Here is a 17618-nt window from a genome sequence, read left to right on the forward strand (position 1 = left end):
CTGCTTGATGTGGCTAAGCGGTTAATCGCGCACCAATTTACCGGCTGAATTCGACTTGCAGTTTAATTTAGCTTCTGCATAAAATGCGGCGATTATAATAATTATTATCGTTTACATTCGTTATCAAATAATTCATCAGAGAAACCACCTATGTCGACCAAGCGTCTTCCTTCCGCGGCCAAGCAGAGCCGTTTTCACGCCAGTGGGTTAGCGATGACTATCGCGGCCGCCCTTGGCACGCTGGCGATGCCGGCATTTTCCGCCGACTCCCAACCTGCTGACAAGGAAGACACCATTACCGTGGTGGGCAGCGGTCAATCGCAACAGGAAAGCGCCTGGGGCCCGGTGGGGACCTATGTGGCCAAGCACAGCGCCACCGGCACCAAGACCGATACGCCGTTGATAAAAACGCCCCAGTCGGTCTCCGTGGTAACGCGCGAAGAGATGGATATGCGCCAGCCGGAGACGGTAAAAAGCGCTCTGGCTTATACGCCGGGCGTGATGGTGGGCAACCGGGGTGCTTCTACCGCTTATGATGCCGTAAACATCCGTGGTTTCAGTTCGGTGGGTACCAACATGTACCTGGATGGCCTGAAACTGCAGGACGACAACTATTCCATTTACCAAATCGACCCTTACTTCCTGGAACGGGCCGAAGTACTGCGTGGCCCTTCTTCGGTACTTTATGGCAAGAGCAATCCGGGTGGGGTGGTCGCTTTAGTCAGTAAACGGCCAACCACCGAAAGTCTTCACGAAGTTCAGTTCAAAATGGGGACTGACAATCTGTTCCAGACCGGTTTCGACTTCGGTGGTGCGTTGGATGACGACGGTGTTTATTCCTATCGTTTGACCGGCCTGGCGCGGGATGAAGATCAGCAGCAGGTCGGCGAGAAGAGCAAACGTTATGCTATTGCGCCTTCTTTCAGTTGGCGACCGGATGATCGTACTTCACTGACCTTCCTCAGCAGTTTCCAGGATGACCCAAGCGTGGGCTTCTATGGCTGGCTGCCGAAAGAGGGAACGGTACAAAATGGGGTTAACGGCAAGCTGCCGACCAGCTTCAACGACGGTGAGCCGGGTTATAACAACATCTCGCGCAAGCAACAGATGGTGGGATACGCCTTTGAGCATGGGTTTGATGATGTGTGGACCCTGCGTCAAAATCTGCGTTACTCCAAGATGGACGTGGACTACCGTTCTATCTATGGTCAGGGCATCAGTGCCACCAACCCTGCAGAGTTGACGCGTGGGGTGATGAATTCGAAAGAGCATTTGTCGAGTTTCTCGGTGGACACTCAAGCGCAGGCGAAATTTGCGACAGGATTGGTTGATCACACCTTGTTGATGGGTGTGGACTACATGCGCATGCGCAACGACGTCGTTTATCAGTATGGTACGGCCTCTAGCCTTAATGTGGTGGCACCGCAGTACGGCAACCAAAGCTACACCATCGTCAACGGTGCCAGCCAGGTTAACCGCCAGGAGCAGACCGGGCTTTACGTGCAGGATCAGGCCGAGTGGAACAACTGGGTGCTGACCATGGGTGGGCGTTATGACTGGAGCGATACCAACAGCACCAACCGTTTGAACCAGAACTCGGTATCCAAGCAAAAGGACAACGAGTTCACCGGCCGCGCTGGCTTGAACTATATATTTGAAAACGGCATTGCGCCTTATGTCAGCTACAGTGAATCCTTTGAACCGACTTCAGGGACAGACTTCAGCGGCAACACTTTCGCCGCCTCCAAGGGCAAGCAGTATGAAGCCGGGGTGAAGTATGCGCCGAAAGATCGCCCAATCACCGCCAGCATAGCGATCTATCAGCTGACCAAAACCAACAACAAGGTGGCGGATCCTGATCCGGATCATCCATTCGCCAGTATACAGGGTGGTGAGATCCGTTCTCGTGGGATCGAACTGGAAGGCAAAGCCGCACTGTCGGCCAACGTCAACCTGCTGGGGTCTTACACCTACACGGATGCCGAGTACACCAAAGACACTACGCTTCAGGGCAATACCCCGGCCGCAATTCCAAAACACATGGCTTCGGTGTGGGCGGATTATACCTTCCATGAAACCGCACTCAGCGGTTTGACCCTGGGCTCCGGCGTCCGCTATGTCGGTTCCAGCTATGGCGATGAAGCCAACACGTTTAAAGTGAAGGACTATACGGTGGTAGATGCGGCGATAAAATACGATCTGGCGCGGTTCAATCTGCCAGGCTCTTCGATTGGCATCAACGTGAACAACCTGTTTGATAAAGAATACGTCTCCAGTTGCTTCGCCACCTATGGCTGCTATTGGGGCGCAGAACGCCAGGTGGTCGCCACCGCAACCTTCCGCTTCTAATCGGATTACCGGGGCGGCGTCAGGTCGCCCCGGACAGAGTAGGACCTATGCAGGATAAACACCTCAATCACGACGCCACCTTTACCCTGGACAGCGCCAGCTTTGCCGTTCCTGGCCGCGTGCTGCTACACCCCTTATCGTTGACCTTTCCCGTGGGGAAAGTCTGTGGGCTGATTGGCCACAATGGCTCCGGCAAATCCACCTTGCTGAAAATTCTCGGCCGTCACCAAAACCCCAGCGCGGGTACGGCGCGGCTCAATCAACAGTTACTGAGCCAATGGGACAGCAAAGCCTTTGCGCGTCAGGTCGCTTATCTCCCCCAACAACTGCCCGCCGCGGAAGGGATGACGGTGCGCGAACTGGTGGCGATTGGCCGTTATCCGTGGCACGGCGCATTGGGGCGTTTTGGCGTTAACGATCGCCAACAGGTGGAAGAGGCGATTGCGCTGGTGGGGTTGAAACCCTTCGCCAGCCGCCTGGTGGACAGCCTGTCCGGCGGCGAGCGTCAACGTGCCTGGCTGGCGATGATGGTGGCGCAAGACAGCCGCTGTCTGCTGTTGGATGAACCGACCTCGGCGCTGGATATCGCCCACCAGGTTGAGGTGTTGGCGCTGATCCAACGTCTGAGCCATGAGCGTGGTCTGACGGTGATTGCGGTGCTGCATGACATCAACATGGCGGCTCGCTACTGCGACCATCTGGTGGCGTTGCGCGGTGGCGAGATGATTGCCCAGGGCACCCCGCTGGATCTGATGCAGGGTGACGTGCTGGAACAAATTTACGGTATTCCTATGGGTACGCTGCCGCATCCAAGCGGTGGCGCGCCGGTGAGTTTTGTCTACTGATGTCTGATTCTTCTGATTTTCATCATGATGCCGTACGCCGTCGCCTGTTGACGGCCATGGCACTGTCACCCTTGCTGTTTTCCCTGCCGGGCCAGGCGGCTGCAACGCCCCCAGACCTTTCGCGCATCGTGGCGCTGGAATGGCTGCCTATTGAGCTGTTGCTGGCGTTGGGGATCACGCCGCTGGCGGTCGCGGATATCCACAATTACAACCTGTGGGTGGAAGAGCCGAAACTACCGGCGTCGGTGATCGACGTCGGTCAGCGTACCGAACCGAATCTGGAATTACTGCAACAATTGCAACCTTCGTTGATGTTGCTGTCGCAGGGGTATGGGCCAACGCCGCAAAAGTTGGCGCCGATAGCCCCGACCATGAGCTTCGGCTTCAATGACGGCAGTGGCAAACCCTTGACGGTGGGCAGGAATTCGTTACTGCAGTTGGCGCAGCGGCTGGGTATAACGGCACGAGCCGAGCAGCATTTGGCCCAGTTCGACCAATTTATTCAGGGCGCGCGCCGGCGGCTGCATTCTTACACTCAACAGCCGCTGCTGCTGTTCTCTCTGCTGGATACGCGCCATGTACTGGTGATCGGCCAGAAAAGCCTGTTCCAGGAAGTGATGGATCAACTTGGGATCCAAAATGCCTGGGAGGGGGAAACCAACTTCTGGGGGACGGCGGTGGTGGGCATTGAGCGCCTGACGGCGGTAAAAAATGCGCGGGCGATTTATCTTGACCACGGCAATCTGGCAATGATGGAAAAAGTCAGCTCAACCCCACTGTGGCAGGCATTACCGTTCGTCAGACAGAACCAACTGCGCCAGGTACCGGCCGTGTGGTTCTACGGCGCGACGTTGTCGGCGATGCGCTTTTGCCATCTGCTGGAGCAGGCGCAGGAGAGTTATTCATGAGTGCGCACATCCGGGCATTACCGCTGACATTGGTGCTGCTGCTATTGGCTGCGTCCGGTGGGCTGACGGTCTACAACCTGCTGCAACAGCTGCCGTGGGCGCTGTGGGGGCAGGCGCTGAGCGCGCCGAATATCGACGATGTGCGGCAGATGCTGTTCCACTACAGCCTGTTGCCACGGCTTTCGGTGTCGCTGTTGGCCGGTGCCGGGTTGGGGTTGGTCGGCGTGTTGTTCCAGCAGGTGCTGCGCAACCCGCTGGCGGAACCGGCGACGCTTGGTGTTTCCGCCGGGGCGCAACTCGGGCTGACTGTCGCCACCCTGTGGATGTTGCCGGGCGGTGAGATGACTCGCCAATTGGCGGCCATGGCCGGTGCAGTCCTGGTCGGTGGGCTGGTGTTCGGCGTGGCCTGGGGCAAACGCATGTCGCCGGTGACGCTGATCCTGGCCGGGCTGGTGTTGGGGCTGTACTGCGGGGCGGTCAACAGCCTGCTGGCGCTGTTCAATTACGATCAACTGCAGGGCCTGTTCCTGTGGAGCACCGGTGCGCTAAATCAGCAGGACTGGAGTACCGCGCAGTTTATCCTGCCGCGCCTGCTGATCGCCGGGGTATTGGCGGTGCTGCTGTTGCGCCCGCTGACCTTGCTGGGGCTGGACGATGGCGTCGCGCGCAATCTGGGGTTAGGGCTGTCGATGGCGCGTTTTTGCGCGCTGGCGGTGGCGATTGTTTTCAGTGCGATGCTGGTGAATGCGGTGGGGGTGATTGGCTTTATCGGCCTGTTTGCGCCGCTGATGGCAAAAATGCTGGGCGCACGTCGCCTGGTGCATCGCATGATGCTGGCGCCGTTGCTGGGGGCGTTGCTGCTGTGGTTGACCGATCAGGTGATGATCTGGCTGACGCAGGTATGGCGTGAGATCCCGACCGGGGCGGCAACGGCGTTGTTTGGTGCTCCGCTGCTGCTGTGGCTGCTGCCCCGTTTGCGCAGTGCGGCTACGCCACCGCCGATGAACCTGGGTGACAAGGTGCCTGCTGAGCGTGGCCATCTGTGGGGTTGGGCAGCGTTGGCGGGGGCGCTTTTGCTGGCCGGAATCGCCGTGGCGCTGATGTTTGGGCAGAACGCTACCGGCTGGCACTGGAGCCAGGGCACTGAACTAGAGTCATTGATGCCGTGGCGCTGGCCGCGGGTGCTGTCTGCCTTGGCGGCGGGCATGATGCTGGCGGTGGCGGGAACCTTGATCCAAAAGCTGACCGGCAACCCGATGGCCAGCCCGGAAGTCTTGGGTATCAGCTCCGGTGCGGCCTTTGGCGTGGTGGTCATGCTGTTTATCGTGCCGGGGGATGCCTTCGTCTGGCTGCTGCCGGCCGGGAGCCTGGGGGCGGCAGCGACGCTATTGGTGATTATGATCGCTGCCGGGCGTGGCGGTTTCTCCACCGAACGCATGCTGTTGGCCGGCATTGCGCTCAGCACGGCCTTTACCACCACCATTTTCCTGCTGCTGGCGAGCGGCGATCCGCGTATGGGTGGGTTGCTGACCTGGATTTCCGGCTCCACCTATTCGGTGACGCCGGAGCAGGCGATACGCACGGCGGCCATCGCGGCGGCGCTGATCGTGCTGGCACCCTTGTGTCGCCGCTGGCTCAGTATTCTGCCATTGGGCAGTGCCACAGCCCGTTCGGTGGGCATTGCGCTGACGCCGGTGCGGGTGGTCATTCTGCTGCTGGCCGCTACGCTGACGGCGATGGCGACCTTGACCGTGGGGCCACTGAGCTTTATCGGCCTGATGGCACCGCATATGGCGCGCATGCTGGGCTTCCGTCGTGCATTGCCGCAGATGGTGATAGCCGCGCTGTTGGGGGGCTTGCTGATGGTGTTCGCCGATTGGTGTGGGCGAATGGTGATGTTCCCGTACCAAATTCCCGCCGGGTTGCTGGCGACCTTTATCGGGGCACCGTATTTCGTTTACCTGCTGCGCAAACAAACCTCGTAACCGACGTCGTTCCTGGCATCAAAGGCCCAGCATTGCTGGGCCTTTATTTTTTGTATTTTCATAATGTTGCAAAGCTTTGCGTACGGCTGCGCAGAACGGATATTCAGTGCGGAAAGGGGGCCGAGATTTGAGGGGAGATGCCTATACTGCGCGCGGGTGCTCTGGATCTTTCGTCCCGAGCATTTGTAAGGGATAGAAAGAGAAAAGCCCCGTGTCGATATACATCAACCCGAGGCCAACTCTAACGCCAGAGAACGTTAGGTTAGCTTCTTACCCGCCGAGAGGCAAGGAGAAGGAGGCATGATGCCGAACAAAGGAAGTGTCGTAAAACTGGTCGTTATTTGTGCCACTGTAATATCACTGGCATGGATAACACGCAGCAAACTTTGTGAGCTGCGGATCCGATCGGGCAACACGGAAGTTGCGGCCATTCTGGCTTACGAATCCAAAAGGTAAGGCAACCCAAGGGCGGGGGCGTTGCTCCCGCCTGTTGGTTGTTTGCGCGTTGATCCACGAGCACCCATCCGCTAAAAACAAAAACGGCGAGCACAGGCTCGCCGTTTTCACATCAGATACGCAGGCTTATTTCAGGCCGGCAGCATCGCGCAGCAGTTCTGCTTTGTCGGTCGCTTCCCAAGGGAAGTGCTCACGGCCGAAGTGGCCGTAGGCTGCAGTTTCGCGGTAGATCGGCTGCAGCAGATCCATCATCTGGATCAGGCCGTATGGGCGCAGATCGAAGAACTCGCGCACCAGCAGAGTCAGCTGTTCGGTAGGGACTTTCTCGGTACCGAAAGTTTCCACCATGATTGAGGTAGGTTCTGCCACGCCAATCGCGTAGGAAACCTGGATCTCGCAGCGGTCAGCCAGACCGGCAGCAACGATGTTTTTCGCCACGTAGCGTGCCGCGTAAGCCGCTGAACGGTCAACCTTGGACGGATCCTTACCGGAGAACGCACCGCCGCCGTGACGAGCCATGCCGCCGTAGGTATCAACGATGATTTTACGCCCGGTCAGACCGCAGTCGCCCATTGGGCCACCGATAACAAAACGGCCGGTCGGGTTGATGTGGTATTTGGTACCGGCGCTCAGCCATTCTGCCGGCAGAACCGGCTTGATGATCTCTTCCATCACCGCTTCTTGCAGATCTTTCAGAGAAATATCTTCGGAATGCTGGGTGGACAGGACTACCGCATCGATGCCGACGATTTTGCCGTCGTCATACTGGAAGGTGACCTGGCTTTTCGCATCCGGGCGCAACCACGGCAGAGTACCGTTTTTACGGACTTCGGACTGGCGCTGCACCAGACGGTGCGCGTAGGTCACCGGTGCAGGCATCAGCACTTCGGTTTCGTTGGTAGCATAGCCAAACATCAGGCCCTGGTCGCCGGCACCCTGTTCCAGCGGATCGGTACGATCAACACCCTGATTGATATCCGGGGATTGCTTACCGATGGCGCTCAGTACGGCACAAGAGTTGGCGTCGAAGCCCATATCCGAATGAACATAGCCGATTTCGCGCACGGTTTTACGGGTGATCTCTTCGATATCAACCCAGGCGCTGGTGGTGATTTCACCGCCAACCAGAACCATGCCGGTTTTCACGTAGGTTTCGCAAGCTACGCGTGCTTTAGGATCCTGTTCCAGGATGGCGTCGAGAACGGCATCGGAGATCTGGTCAGCGATTTTATCAGGATGTCCTTCGGAGACGGATTCGGACGTGAATAGGTGTTTAGCCATTGTGTTCTTTACCTTGCATAAGACGGGTTAGAAATTACTGCACAGCGCTGGAGATCCGGCATCAAAGCGAAGGGTCTTCCGCTGATGGCGCGAGATGCTTCCTGCAACGCCCCTCAGGCAAAGCCGTTAAGCAGTTTATCAGTTAACCAGTATAGATGGATTAACATCTGGACGTCTATTTTAGGTCAGCCCTTAGCCGGATTGCCAGTATTTTTTTGCCCTTTCGCTCTTTTGCGCAAAGCGGTCGGCGCCATTTTCATCGCTTGAAACAGTTCCCGACAAATTTTCATTTTGCATTTTCCCCAGCTTATCGGTATAAACTGCGCGCGCGGCTCATTTGGTGCACAGTGCGGGGAACGAAGTTGTAAACTTCTGTGACGCCACCACTCGTGGTCCGATTGTCAGCCGCAGACGCCAACCTTTGGCGTCGCCGCTTCATAGAACGGTCACGTTCTTACACTATTAATAGAGGCTCGGTCGTTCATTGAGGGCGACGTGCGTGGAGGTGGTTGGATTAATGATCCGTTGTCTACCGGTTGTTGGTTCTCAACAGCAGTGCCGTTCTGGCGCACATTCTTCTGCTATTTCCCGTCTTGTCTCTACACCACCTTCCAGGTGTGATAAACACTTGGGCGCTACTCAGGATCCTCGGGCCGGTTAACGGTCGTCTGAAGAACTGAACAAGGGTAGCCTGCAGCCTTCCTGTGGGATGTTTCTTGACCCGATTCACGAGGTTTGAACAGGGTGTCTTACAATTATATGAGTAATAAACCGATCGCTGACCGCGAACGGCAGTTTTATTCGCTGCCGCAAGGGCGGTTTGTTGGGTTGTTCTCGCGGGTTGTAGCTGCGATAGTGGCTGACTGTATCGTCAGTACGGGATGTGAGGCGAGTAATGTCTGATGATCTGTTGATTCACCGTCCGTCAGCAACGGGCGAATCTATATCTTTGCGCTCCATGCAGGAGGTTGCCATGAATGATCGTGATGCCAGCAAGATGCTGCGCACTTATAACGTCGCCTACTGGGGCAACAATTACTATGACGTCAATGAACTGGGCCACATCAGCGTGTGCCCTGATCCGGACGTCCCGCAGGCGCGTGTCGATCTGGCCGAGCTGGTAAAGCAGCGTCAAAAAGACGGTTTGCGCCTACCAGCCCTGTTTTGCTTCCCGCAAATCCTGCAACACCGCCTGCGTTCGATCAATGCCGCGTTCAAGCGTGCGCGCGAGTCGTTCGGCTATGAAGGTGGCTATTTCCTGGTTTACCCGATCAAGGTGAACCAACACCGTCGCGTGATTGAGTCGCTGGTCAACTCCGGCGAACCCCTGGGGCTGGAAGCCGGCTCCAAAGCCGAACTGATGGCGGTGCTGGCGCATGCCGGCATGACCCGTTCGGTGATCGTCTGTAACGGCTATAAAGACCGTGAATATATCCGTCTGGCACTGATCGGTGAAAAACTGGGGCACAAGGTATACCTGGTGATCGAGAAGATGTCCGAGATCAACATGGTGCTGGAAGAAGCCGAGCGTCTGAACGTGGTGCCGCGCCTGGGCGTGCGTGCGCGTCTGGCGTCGCAAGGTTCCGGCAAATGGCAGTCGAGCGGTGGCGAAAAGTCCAAGTTCGGTCTGGCCGCCATTCAGGTGCTGAAGCTGGTGGAAACCCTGCGTGAAGCGGGCCGTCTCGACAGCCTGCAACTGCTGCACTTCCACCTGGGTTCGCAACTGGCCAATATTCGCGATATTGCCACCGGCGTGCGTGAGTCTGCGCGTTTCTATGTTGAACTGCACAAACTGGGCGTTAACATCCAGTGCTTCGACGTAGGTGGTGGTCTGGGCGTGGATTATGAAGGCACCCGTTCGCAGTCCGACTGTTCGGTGAACTACGGCCTGAACGAATACGCCAACAACGTGATTTGGGGTATCGGCGACGCCTGTAATGAACACGGTTTGCCGCACCCGACGGTGATCACCGAATCCGGCCGTGCGGTTACTGCACACCACACGGTGCTGGTATCCAACGTGATCGGCGTTGAGCGCAACGAATTCAGCGAGCCATTGCCGCCAGCAGAAGACGCGCCGCGCGCGTTGGAAAGCATGTGGGAAACCTGGCAGGAATTGAACGAGCCGGAGAACCGCCGCTCGCTGCGCGAATGGCTGCACGACAGCCAGATGGACCTGCACGACGTTCACACCCAGTACGCACACGGCATGCTGGATCTGACCAAGCGCGCCTGGGCCGAGCAGCTGTACCTGAACATCTGCAACAAGATCCAACAGCAGTTGGATCCGAGCAACCGTGCACACCGTCCGATCATTGACGAACTGCAAGAGCGTATGGCGGACAAGTTCTACGTCAACTTCTCGCTGTTCCAGTCGATGCCGGACGCCTGGGGTATCGATCAGCTGTTCCCTGTGCTGCCGCTGGAAGGCCTGGATAAGCCGCCGGAAGGCCGCGCGGTGCTGCTGGATATCACCTGTGACTCCGATGGCACCATCGATCACTACATCGACGGTGACGGCGTGGCGACCACCATGCCAATGCCGCCGTACGATCCGGAAAACCCGCCGGCGCTGGGCTTCTTTATGGTAGGCGCCTACCAGGAAATCCTCGGCAACATGCACAACCTGTTTGGCGATACCGCCTCGGTTGACGTGTTTGTCTTCCCTGACGGCACGGTAGAAACCGAGCTGTCCGATGAAGGTGATACCGTTGCCGACATGCTGGAATATGTGCAACTTGATCCTACTGCGTTGCTGGCCAAGTTCCGCGATCAGGTGAAGGAAACCGATCTGGACAGCGAGCTGCAGGCGCAGTTCCTGGAAGAGTTCGAAGCCGGTTTGTACGGTTATACTTATTTAGAAGATGAATAAGTAGGGCCGATCTGAAAGGCCGGGCATCTTACGGATGTCCGGCCTTTTTTATGCCTTGATGTTTTACCTTCAATTTTCATTACTTATCTTTTAATTTTAGGACATGTTTTTTCCACCATCGGCTGGTAACGAACAAATAGCCTAAAGCGATAAGGAAAGAATAACATAGCGTTTTTATCATGCCGGCAGTGCTAACGGTTCCTTCTCTTATTAGTGCAACCAACGAATAGCAGAGAACAAAAAGTAAAAATATTTTTAAAAATTTTATAAACACTATCAACTCCACCGATGCAGACAAGTTTTTTCATAACTAACACAAGGCTTACTCGTCCACAAGACGTTGATAAAAATAGTCCACGGCGATCATGGATACTGGAACATAGATAAGTACTATTTCTATGGATATTGCATTCAGTGAATCAAATTTAGAGCAAAGATAACCCAATGGAATGCTTGATAAGAAAGTGATAATTTCTAGTGTGATATAAAGTTTTTTGTTTTTAATTGTTCGTCGTTGTCGCATCGGCATAATATTAAACATGGCTTTACTAATTCCGTGTTATATAAAAGTTTAAACCTTAATTGTTAGTAGAGCTATTAATCTATTTTTAATAAAGTGGGTGGGTATAATTAACTTATATATTTTTTTTGCCCGCTAAAGGGATCAAAATCACAAAGTTCAAACGTCGGCGGACGGCAACGGTCACACGACGGTAGGATCCAGGGTATATACTTACCCGCGACGAGTCGCCAGGATGATGATGCGCGCTCTTGAAGCGCGAGCGAAATGCGGCGATAATCTGCTGCATAGGCAGTACTGAAACAGATTTCGAATGGATCCCTTTCTCGTCGGGCTAACGACGCGGGAGGGATTTTTTTTTGCCAGCGCTTGTGTGATTTTTCAACAGGCGAAACGTTGAAATATGAGGGTTTACTATGAGTACCTTAGGCCATCAGCCCGATAATTCCTTAGTGTCCAATGCCTTTGGTTTCCTGCGCTTTCCGCTGAACTTTATGCCTTACGACAGCGATGCAGAGTGGGTCATCACCGGCATTCCATTTGACATGGCAACTTCCGGCCGCGCCGGTGGCCGTCATGGCCCGGCAGCCATCCGTCAGGTTTCCACTAACCTGGCCTGGGAAGGCAACCGCTGGCCGTGGAACTTTGACTTGCGCGATCGTCTGAACGTCGTCGATTGCGGCGACGTGGTGTTCAACTTTGGCGACGCCCAGGACATGAGCGACAAGCTGCAGGCGCATGCGGAAAAACTGCTGGCGGCCGGCAAACGCATGCTCTCATTCGGCGGTGACCACTTCGTTACGCTGCCGCTGTTGCGCGCGCACGCCAAACATTTCGGCAAGCTGGCACTGGTGCACTTCGACGCCCATACCGATACCTATGCTAACGGCAGCCAATACGATCACGGCACCATGTTCTTCCATGCGCCGAACGAAGGCCTGATCGATCCAACCCACTCCGTGCAGATCGGTATCCGTACCGAGTTCGATCACGACAACGGTTTCACCGTACTGGACGCGGCACAGGTTAACGATCGCAGCGCCGACGATCTGCTGACCCAGATCAAACAGATCGTCGGTGATATGCCGGTGTATCTGACCTTCGACATCGACTGCCTGGATCCGGCATTCGCACCGGGCACCGGCACACCGGTGATCGGCGGCCTGACCTCCGATCGTGCGCTGAAACTGGTGCGCGGCATGCAGTCACTGAACATCGTCGGCATGGATGTGGTGGAAGTGGCCCCGGCCTACGATCAGTCCGAGATCACCGCGCTGGCCGCGGCGACCCTGGGCCTGGAGATGCTGTATCTGCAGGCGGCAAAAAAGCAGGCCTAAACAGTATTGGCTTAAACTCTGGCCTTTCAGAGGCCAGAGTTCATGGAGAAAACATGCTGACCAAGCCTTCCACACGTCTTAACAAATATATTAGCGAGAGCGGCATCTGCTCTCGCCGCGACGCCGATCGTTACATCGAACAAGGCAACGTTTTTATCAATGGCAAGCGCGTTACGCTTGGCGATCAGGTATTCCCAGGGGACGTCGTCAAGGTCAACGGTCAGCTGATTGAACCTCGTAACGAAGACAACCTGATCTTTATCGCGCTGAACAAACCGGTCGGGATCGTCAGTACCACCGAAGAGGGCGAGAAAGACAATATTGTCGATTTCGTCAACCACAGCACCCGTATCTTCCCGATCGGACGCTTGGACAAAGACTCGCAGGGGCTGATCTTCCTCACCAATCACGGCGATCTGGTGAACAAGATCCTGCGTGCGGGCAACGACCACGAAAAAGAATATCGGGTGACGGTCAACAAACCGGTGACCGACGACTTTATCCGTGGTTTGGGTGCCGGCGTGCCGATGCTGGGTACGGTGACGAAAAAGTGCAAGGTGAAGAAAGAAGCGCCCTTTGTGTTTCGCATCGTGCTGGTACAGGGGCTGAACCGTCAAATTCGCCGCATGTGCGAGCATTTCGGCTATGAGGTCACCAAGCTGGAACGTACTCGCATCATGAATGTGAGCATGGCAGGTTTGCCACCGGGTGAATGGCGCGATTTAACCGACGACGAACTGGTCGAACTGTTTAAGTCGATCGAGGGTTCCACTTCGGAGGCCAAACCGGTGAAGAAAGCCAAACCGGCAGTGAAAAAACCGGCTGGCGGCGGGGCGAAAAGCGCCGAAAAGCCCAGCAGCAACGCGCCGGCGCGTAAGCGCTTTGCTCAGCCGGGCCGCAAAAAGAAAGGGCGCTGAGCCGCCAGTAACATCAATTGGAACCGGGGCGCATTATGCGCCCCGGCTGTTTTACACCCGCCTGGCCTCTCGCGTCATCCGCATCCGGCCAAACAGCACACAGCCCGCCAACAGAGTCACTAGCTGCGACACAATCAGCACGGCAAACCCTGAAGACACCTTGCCCTGGCTGGCCATCACCATGCCCATAATCATCGGCACAAATGCCGAGAACATATTGCCGATACCGTTAATCAGCCCATAGGCGCTGCCGACCGCCTGCGGCTGAGCATAATGCTGCAACAGGGTAGGGATCGCCGCCCCCTGAGCCCCCCAGCAGGCATTGGCCGCCAGCAGGAAGAAAGCGATCCAGCCGAGCTGGTGGCTGTGCATCACGCCATAGATACACAACGCGGTCGCCGCGCCACCGACGGCGAAAATCAAGGGTGCCTGATAGGGGCGGATACGGTCGAGCAGCACGCCGCCGAGATATTTTGAGGCGATACTGACGATAAACGGCAGCGAGGCCATCCAGCCCATCTGTTTGATGGAAAATCCTTTCTCGTCGGTCAGATAGGCCGGTAACCAGGAACTGGATCCCCACAGATAGCTGAGGGTGGCGATCTCGATCAGCATGATCCAGCCGAGCATCGGGGTGCGCCAGGCTAGGGCAAAGGTGTGCCAGACGCGGCGCAGTACCGGTTGAGGATCGACGGAGCGCGGCGGCAACGCGGCCGGGTGGATAAATAATCGCACCAGCGCCAGCCCCAGCAGCAGGTTGATCAGCGCCAACAGATAGAAAGAGACGGCCCAGCCAAAGTGCGCCATCAGGAAACTCACCAGCGGGAAACCGATCACCAACCCCAGTGAAACGCCCAAAGTGCTGACGGCATTGGGCTTGCCGCGTTCATCGGCGGCGAAGTGATCGCCGATGTACATGGTTTTTAACGAGAACAGCGGCCCCTCGCTGACGCCAAGCAATGCGCGTACCGCAAACAGCAGCAGTACCGACCCCGCCAGCGGCGAGGCGGCCGTGAGCAGTGCCCACAGCACAATACTTAGCGTCAGCGCACGCCGATAGCCCATCAGGGTTTCCAGAAACGGCGTCAGCAGCATGGCGGAAAGCCCATAACCGAGCAAAAACACGGTCATCAACATGCCCTGATGCGCACGGTCACCGCCGAGCTGAAAGTGCTGCAAGAAGTCGGGATTGACCAGCATCACGGCAATATTGACCCGATCGGCATAGGCGATGACGATCAGAAACAGCAGGGCCACGACCCCGAACCAGCGTTGACGTTGTTGCACAATGCGCTCCATGTACGCTCCTTTGGCGGGCGATTAACGAATTTAGGCAGCAGTAAACTAACCCGCTGATTTCACAGTGCTGAAAAGCAGGGTTTAGCTGTTTTAATGTAAATTTATTGTTATCAAAAAGGTGTGTTAGTCAGTGAGAGAGAACTTTTACTCGCATTGCGTCAGCCAGATCAACGCCTTTTTACCTATGAATTAGTGATGGAGTGCACAATCTTCATCAGTTTTTCATATCGGTGCATTTTTTCGTGATCCTTCCCGCATTTGTCATGTTTAAACAACTTTCCATTAACAATTGCAGCTTTGCTCTCTTGACGAAAGTTTCACCAGACTTATAGTGAGCGTATTAAATAAGAAACTGAGTTTCATATATGAAACAATCAGATAGAGGACAGAAGCAATGAGCTGGAAGAAAGTGTGTGAAGTGTCTCAGGTGAAAGAAGATTTTCCTTTCTCCGCCAACGTGGAAGGGAAAGAGGTCGGGGTGTATCTGATCGACGGCAACTATTACGCGCTGGAAGACGTTTGCCCACATGCCTATGCCTTGCTCAGCCAGGGGTTTGTTGATGACGGTAAGGTCGAGTGCCCGTTGCACGAAGCATTGTTCGACGTGCGTACCGGCCAGTGCCTGCGTGAGCCAGGCGGCCGCGATCTGCAAACCTATGCCACCCGGGTGATCGACAATCAAATCCAAATCACCTTTATTGCGGAGGAGTAATCATGCAGCACATCACCGATTTCAATCCCTGGCTGCCGGACACCCAACAGGTGATCCCGGCGCGCGAAGGCGGCAATGGTCAAATCCATCAGCCGGGCCAATTCCAAAACGTCATCTGGCAAACCCGGGCTCGGGTGCCGGACGGTTTCGAGACCGCGCTGGTGACGGCGTTGGAAGAGATCTTCGATCAGGGGGCGGAAGAGCTGGAGCAGATCGTCAGCGCGTTAAATCAGCGCCGCCTGTTCGATCGCAATGGCCAGCCGTGGAATGAGACGGCGTTCCGCGAATTCCTTCACGTTAACGGTTTCTGAGCAGCACCCGGGAGAAGACAATGACAGCAAACACAACATCCTCCGCACAGACCTTACAGGACTATCTTGATCAGGGGCTGCGCGGCATGTGGTATCCGGTGCTGGCCAGTTGGGAAATCGGCAACAACCCGGTGGGCATTACGCGTCTGGAGCAACAGATTGTGGTGTGGCGCGATGGCGAAGGCGCGATCCACGCGCTGGAAGATCGCTGCCCGCATCGCGGTGCGCGGCTTTCCATGGGCTGGAACCTGGGCGATCGCATCGCCTGCTGGTATCACGGCGTGGAAGTGGGCGGCGACGGTACGGTAAAAGACGTACCGGCGGTCGATCGTTGCCCGCTGGTAGGGCAGAAATGCCTGCGTTCTTATCCGGCCAAAGAGGCCTACGGCGCGGTATTCCTCTATTTCGGCGTGACGGCGGATGAAGAACCGGCCGAACTGACCTTCCCACCGGAACTGGCAGACGAAGCGGCCTACAGCAACTTCCTGTGTACCGCCAGTTGGGATTGCAATTATCAGTACGCGCTGGAAAACGTGATGGACCCAATGCACGGCACCTACCTGCATTCATCCTCGCATTCGATGGCGGAAGGGGATCGCAAGGCGGATATGGCGCTGGAGCCGACCGACAGCGGTTTCATCTTTAAGAAGAATGGCCAGATCGGCGTTAACTTCGACTGGGTAGAGTTCGGCAACAGCGGTGCCTATTGGATGCGCCTGTCGATCCCGTACAAGAAGCGTTTCGGGCCGGGCGGTCACTTCTGGATCATCGGCATGGTGGTACCGGAAGATAAGGATCACTGCCGGGTGTTCTTCTGGCGTATCCGCAAGGTGAAAGACTGGCAGCGCGATATGTGGCGCTTTATGTACCGCAATCGCCTGGAGTCGCTGCACTGGGACGTACTGGAACAAGACCGCATCGTGTTGGAAAACATGGCGCCGAATGCGCGTGGCCGTGAGTATCTGTATCAGCATGACGTTGGGCTGTCCCGTCTGCGCCGGATGATGCAAAAAGAAGCGCAGAAACAATTGGCGAAGCTCAGTGAGCTGGAGGCGGCGCAGTGAATGGCCTGCTGACGGGAAAACGCATTGTGGTGACTGGCGCGGCGCGCGGACTGGGGCGGAGTTTCGCCACGGCCATCAGCGAGGCCGGTGCCAGGGTGGTGATGTGCGATATTTTGGCGGATGAACTGGCGGACAGCGCCGCCAGCCTGCGTGAGCAGGGCGCACAGGTCGAAACCCAGGTGATAGATCTGGCTGAGCCGGCGTCGATCAGCGCCGTGTTCAACGCCATCGCCGAAGGCGGCGCAATCGACGGATTGGTGAACAACGCGGCGCTGGCTACCGGCGTGGGCGGCAAAACCATGATGGAATACGATATCGATCTGTGGGATCGGGTGATGCAGGTTAACGTGCGCGGTACCTGGCTGGTGAGCCAGGCAGCGGTGCCGCTGCTGGCGCAAACCCCGCATGCCAAGATCGTTAACGTGGCTTCGGATACCGCGCTGTGGGGGGCACCGCGCTTAATGGCCTATGTGGCCAGCAAAGGGGCGATCATCTCCATGACCCGCTCAATGGCGCGTGAACTGGGTCCGCAGGGGATCTGCGTTAACGCCATCGCGCCAGGTCTGACGCGGGTAGAGGCCACGGAATACGTGCCGGCCGAGCGTCATCAGCTGTATGAGCAAGGGCGAGCGTTGGCCGGGGCGCAGCATCCTGACGACGTCAACGGCTCCGTGCTTTACCTGCTGTCACCGTTAGCGAACTTCGTGACCGGTCAACTGTTGCCGGTCAACGGCGGCTTTGTCTTTAACTAATCTACATTTA

Annotated in this window: 15 protein-coding genes; 13 read left to right on the forward strand and 2 right to left on the reverse strand. The window is 56.4% G+C overall.

Features of this window, described 5'->3' with window-relative positions; translation table 11 throughout:
- Nucleotides 1-150: 150 nt before the first annotated feature.
- From fhuA to ACGS9J_RS22010, 5 genes are all read left to right on the forward strand, one after another.
- Nucleotides 151-2349 (forward strand): ferrichrome porin FhuA, encoded by a 2199-nt coding sequence (gene fhuA, locus ACGS9J_RS21990; RefSeq protein WP_442232869.1) that lies wholly within the window; start codon nucleotides 151-153, stop codon nucleotides 2347-2349.
- Nucleotides 2295-3194 (forward strand): Fe3+-hydroxamate ABC transporter ATP-binding protein FhuC, encoded by a 900-nt coding sequence (gene fhuC / locus ACGS9J_RS21995; protein ID WP_442232893.1) that lies wholly within the window; start codon nucleotides 2295-2297, stop codon nucleotides 3192-3194. The genes fhuA and fhuC overlap by 55 nt, the downstream gene beginning before the upstream one ends.
- The gene (gene fhuD / locus ACGS9J_RS22000; RefSeq protein WP_442232870.1) at nucleotides 3194-4102 is read left to right on the forward strand and encodes a Fe(3+)-hydroxamate ABC transporter substrate-binding protein FhuD; all 909 of its coding nucleotides are present in this window, start codon (nucleotides 3194-3196) and stop codon (nucleotides 4100-4102) included. The genes fhuC and fhuD overlap by 1 nt, the downstream gene beginning before the upstream one ends.
- Nucleotides 4099-6087: a Fe(3+)-hydroxamate ABC transporter permease FhuB gene (fhuB, locus tag ACGS9J_RS22005; protein WP_442232871.1), complete on the forward strand. Its 1989-nt coding sequence runs from the start codon at nucleotides 4099-4101 to the stop codon at nucleotides 6085-6087. Before fhuD ends, fhuB begins: the two co-directional genes overlap by 4 nt.
- A gap of 303 nt (nucleotides 6088-6390) precedes the next feature.
- Complete coding sequence (locus tag ACGS9J_RS22010) at nucleotides 6391-6543, forward strand: Hok/Gef family protein (RefSeq protein ID WP_071827059.1); 153 nt, start codon at nucleotides 6391-6393, stop codon at nucleotides 6541-6543.
- A 126-nt stretch (nucleotides 6544-6669) separates the two neighbouring features.
- Here the strand turns inward: ACGS9J_RS22010 and metK are convergent, their stop codons facing one another.
- Nucleotides 6670-7824 (reverse strand): methionine adenosyltransferase, encoded by a 1155-nt coding sequence (metK, locus tag ACGS9J_RS22015; protein ID WP_442232872.1) that lies wholly within the window; start codon nucleotides 7822-7824, stop codon nucleotides 6670-6672.
- A gap of 759 nt (nucleotides 7825-8583) precedes the next feature.
- On the opposite strand from metK, the gene ACGS9J_RS22020 reads away from it, so the two are divergent.
- From ACGS9J_RS22020 to rluF, 4 genes are all read left to right on the forward strand, one after another.
- Nucleotides 8584-8727 (forward strand): virulence promoting factor, encoded by a 144-nt coding sequence (locus ACGS9J_RS22020; RefSeq protein WP_112347340.1) that lies wholly within the window; start codon nucleotides 8584-8586, stop codon nucleotides 8725-8727.
- Nucleotides 8720-10696, forward strand: a complete 1977-nt coding sequence (gene speA, locus ACGS9J_RS22025) for a biosynthetic arginine decarboxylase (protein ID WP_442232873.1) — start codon at nucleotides 8720-8722, stop codon at nucleotides 10694-10696. The genes ACGS9J_RS22020 and speA overlap by 8 nt, the downstream gene beginning before the upstream one ends.
- A gap of 936 nt (nucleotides 10697-11632) precedes the next feature.
- The gene (speB, locus tag ACGS9J_RS22030) at nucleotides 11633-12553 is read left to right on the forward strand and encodes an agmatinase (protein WP_442232874.1); all 921 of its coding nucleotides are present in this window, start codon (nucleotides 11633-11635) and stop codon (nucleotides 12551-12553) included.
- Nucleotides 12554-12606: 53 nt separating this feature from the next.
- Complete coding sequence (gene rluF, locus ACGS9J_RS22035) at nucleotides 12607-13470, forward strand: 23S rRNA pseudouridine(2604) synthase RluF (RefSeq protein ID WP_442232875.1); 864 nt, start codon at nucleotides 12607-12609, stop codon at nucleotides 13468-13470.
- A 51-nt stretch (nucleotides 13471-13521) separates the two neighbouring features.
- Here the strand turns inward: rluF and ACGS9J_RS22040 are convergent, their stop codons facing one another.
- Nucleotides 13522-14769: an MFS transporter gene (locus tag ACGS9J_RS22040; protein WP_442232876.1), complete on the reverse strand. Its 1248-nt coding sequence runs from the start codon at nucleotides 14767-14769 to the stop codon at nucleotides 13522-13524.
- A 394-nt stretch (nucleotides 14770-15163) separates the two neighbouring features.
- Here ACGS9J_RS22040 and ACGS9J_RS22045 point away from each other — a divergent pair, with 394 nt between their 5' ends.
- Genes ACGS9J_RS22045 through ACGS9J_RS22060 form a run of 4 tightly spaced genes read left to right on the forward strand, consistent with a single transcriptional unit; the run spans nucleotide 15164 to nucleotide 17608 of the window.
- The gene (locus ACGS9J_RS22045) at nucleotides 15164-15481 is read left to right on the forward strand and encodes a non-heme iron oxygenase ferredoxin subunit (protein WP_012146671.1); all 318 of its coding nucleotides are present in this window, start codon (nucleotides 15164-15166) and stop codon (nucleotides 15479-15481) included.
- A gap of 2 nt (nucleotides 15482-15483) precedes the next feature.
- Complete coding sequence (locus ACGS9J_RS22050; protein ID WP_044553351.1) at nucleotides 15484-15792, forward strand: recombinase-like helix-turn-helix domain-containing protein; 309 nt, start codon at nucleotides 15484-15486, stop codon at nucleotides 15790-15792.
- Nucleotides 15793-15812: 20 nt separating this feature from the next.
- Nucleotides 15813-16856, forward strand: coding sequence for a Rieske 2Fe-2S domain-containing protein (locus tag ACGS9J_RS22055; protein ID WP_442232877.1), 1044 nt, complete (start codon nucleotides 15813-15815; stop codon nucleotides 16854-16856).
- Nucleotides 16853-17608, forward strand: a complete 756-nt coding sequence (locus ACGS9J_RS22060; protein WP_442232878.1) for an SDR family oxidoreductase — start codon at nucleotides 16853-16855, stop codon at nucleotides 17606-17608. Before ACGS9J_RS22055 ends, ACGS9J_RS22060 begins: the two co-directional genes overlap by 4 nt.
- Nucleotides 17609-17618 lie beyond the last annotated feature (10 nt).

Source organism: Serratia quinivorans, from assembly GCF_052113645.1.
In the GTDB taxonomy this organism is placed as follows: Bacteria; Pseudomonadota; Gammaproteobacteria; order Enterobacterales; family Enterobacteriaceae; genus Serratia; species Serratia quinivorans_B.

Excerpts from the sequence above, each read along its gene's own strand:
- fhuA (WP_442232869.1), top strand. The coding sequence starts at position 151 with ATGTCGACCAAGCGTCTTCCTTCCGCGGCCAAGCAGAGCCGTTTTCAC.
- rluF (WP_442232875.1), top strand. The coding sequence starts at position 12,607 with ATGCTGACCAAGCCTTCCACACGTCTTAACAAATATATTAGCGAGAGC.
- ACGS9J_RS22050 (WP_044553351.1), top strand. The coding sequence starts at position 15,484 with ATGCAGCACATCACCGATTTCAATCCCTGGCTGCCGGACACCCAACAG.
- fhuB (WP_442232871.1), top strand. The coding sequence starts at position 4,099 with ATGAGTGCGCACATCCGGGCATTACCGCTGACATTGGTGCTGCTGCTA.
- speB (WP_442232874.1), top strand. The coding sequence starts at position 11,633 with ATGAGTACCTTAGGCCATCAGCCCGATAATTCCTTAGTGTCCAATGCC.
- speA (WP_442232873.1), top strand. The coding sequence starts at position 8,720 with ATGTCTGATGATCTGTTGATTCACCGTCCGTCAGCAACGGGCGAATCT.
- fhuD (WP_442232870.1), top strand. The coding sequence starts at position 3,194 with ATGTCTGATTCTTCTGATTTTCATCATGATGCCGTACGCCGTCGCCTG.
- ACGS9J_RS22040 (WP_442232876.1), bottom strand. The coding sequence starts at position 14,769 with ATGGAGCGCATTGTGCAACAACGTCAACGCTGGTTCGGGGTCGTGGCC.
- ACGS9J_RS22045 (WP_012146671.1), top strand. The coding sequence starts at position 15,164 with ATGAGCTGGAAGAAAGTGTGTGAAGTGTCTCAGGTGAAAGAAGATTTT.
- ACGS9J_RS22020 (WP_112347340.1), top strand. The coding sequence starts at position 8,584 with ATGAGTAATAAACCGATCGCTGACCGCGAACGGCAGTTTTATTCGCTG.
- ACGS9J_RS22010 (WP_071827059.1), top strand. The coding sequence starts at position 6,391 with ATGCCGAACAAAGGAAGTGTCGTAAAACTGGTCGTTATTTGTGCCACT.
- ACGS9J_RS22055 (WP_442232877.1), top strand. The coding sequence starts at position 15,813 with ATGACAGCAAACACAACATCCTCCGCACAGACCTTACAGGACTATCTT.
- metK (WP_442232872.1), bottom strand. The coding sequence starts at position 7,824 with ATGGCTAAACACCTATTCACGTCCGAATCCGTCTCCGAAGGACATCCT.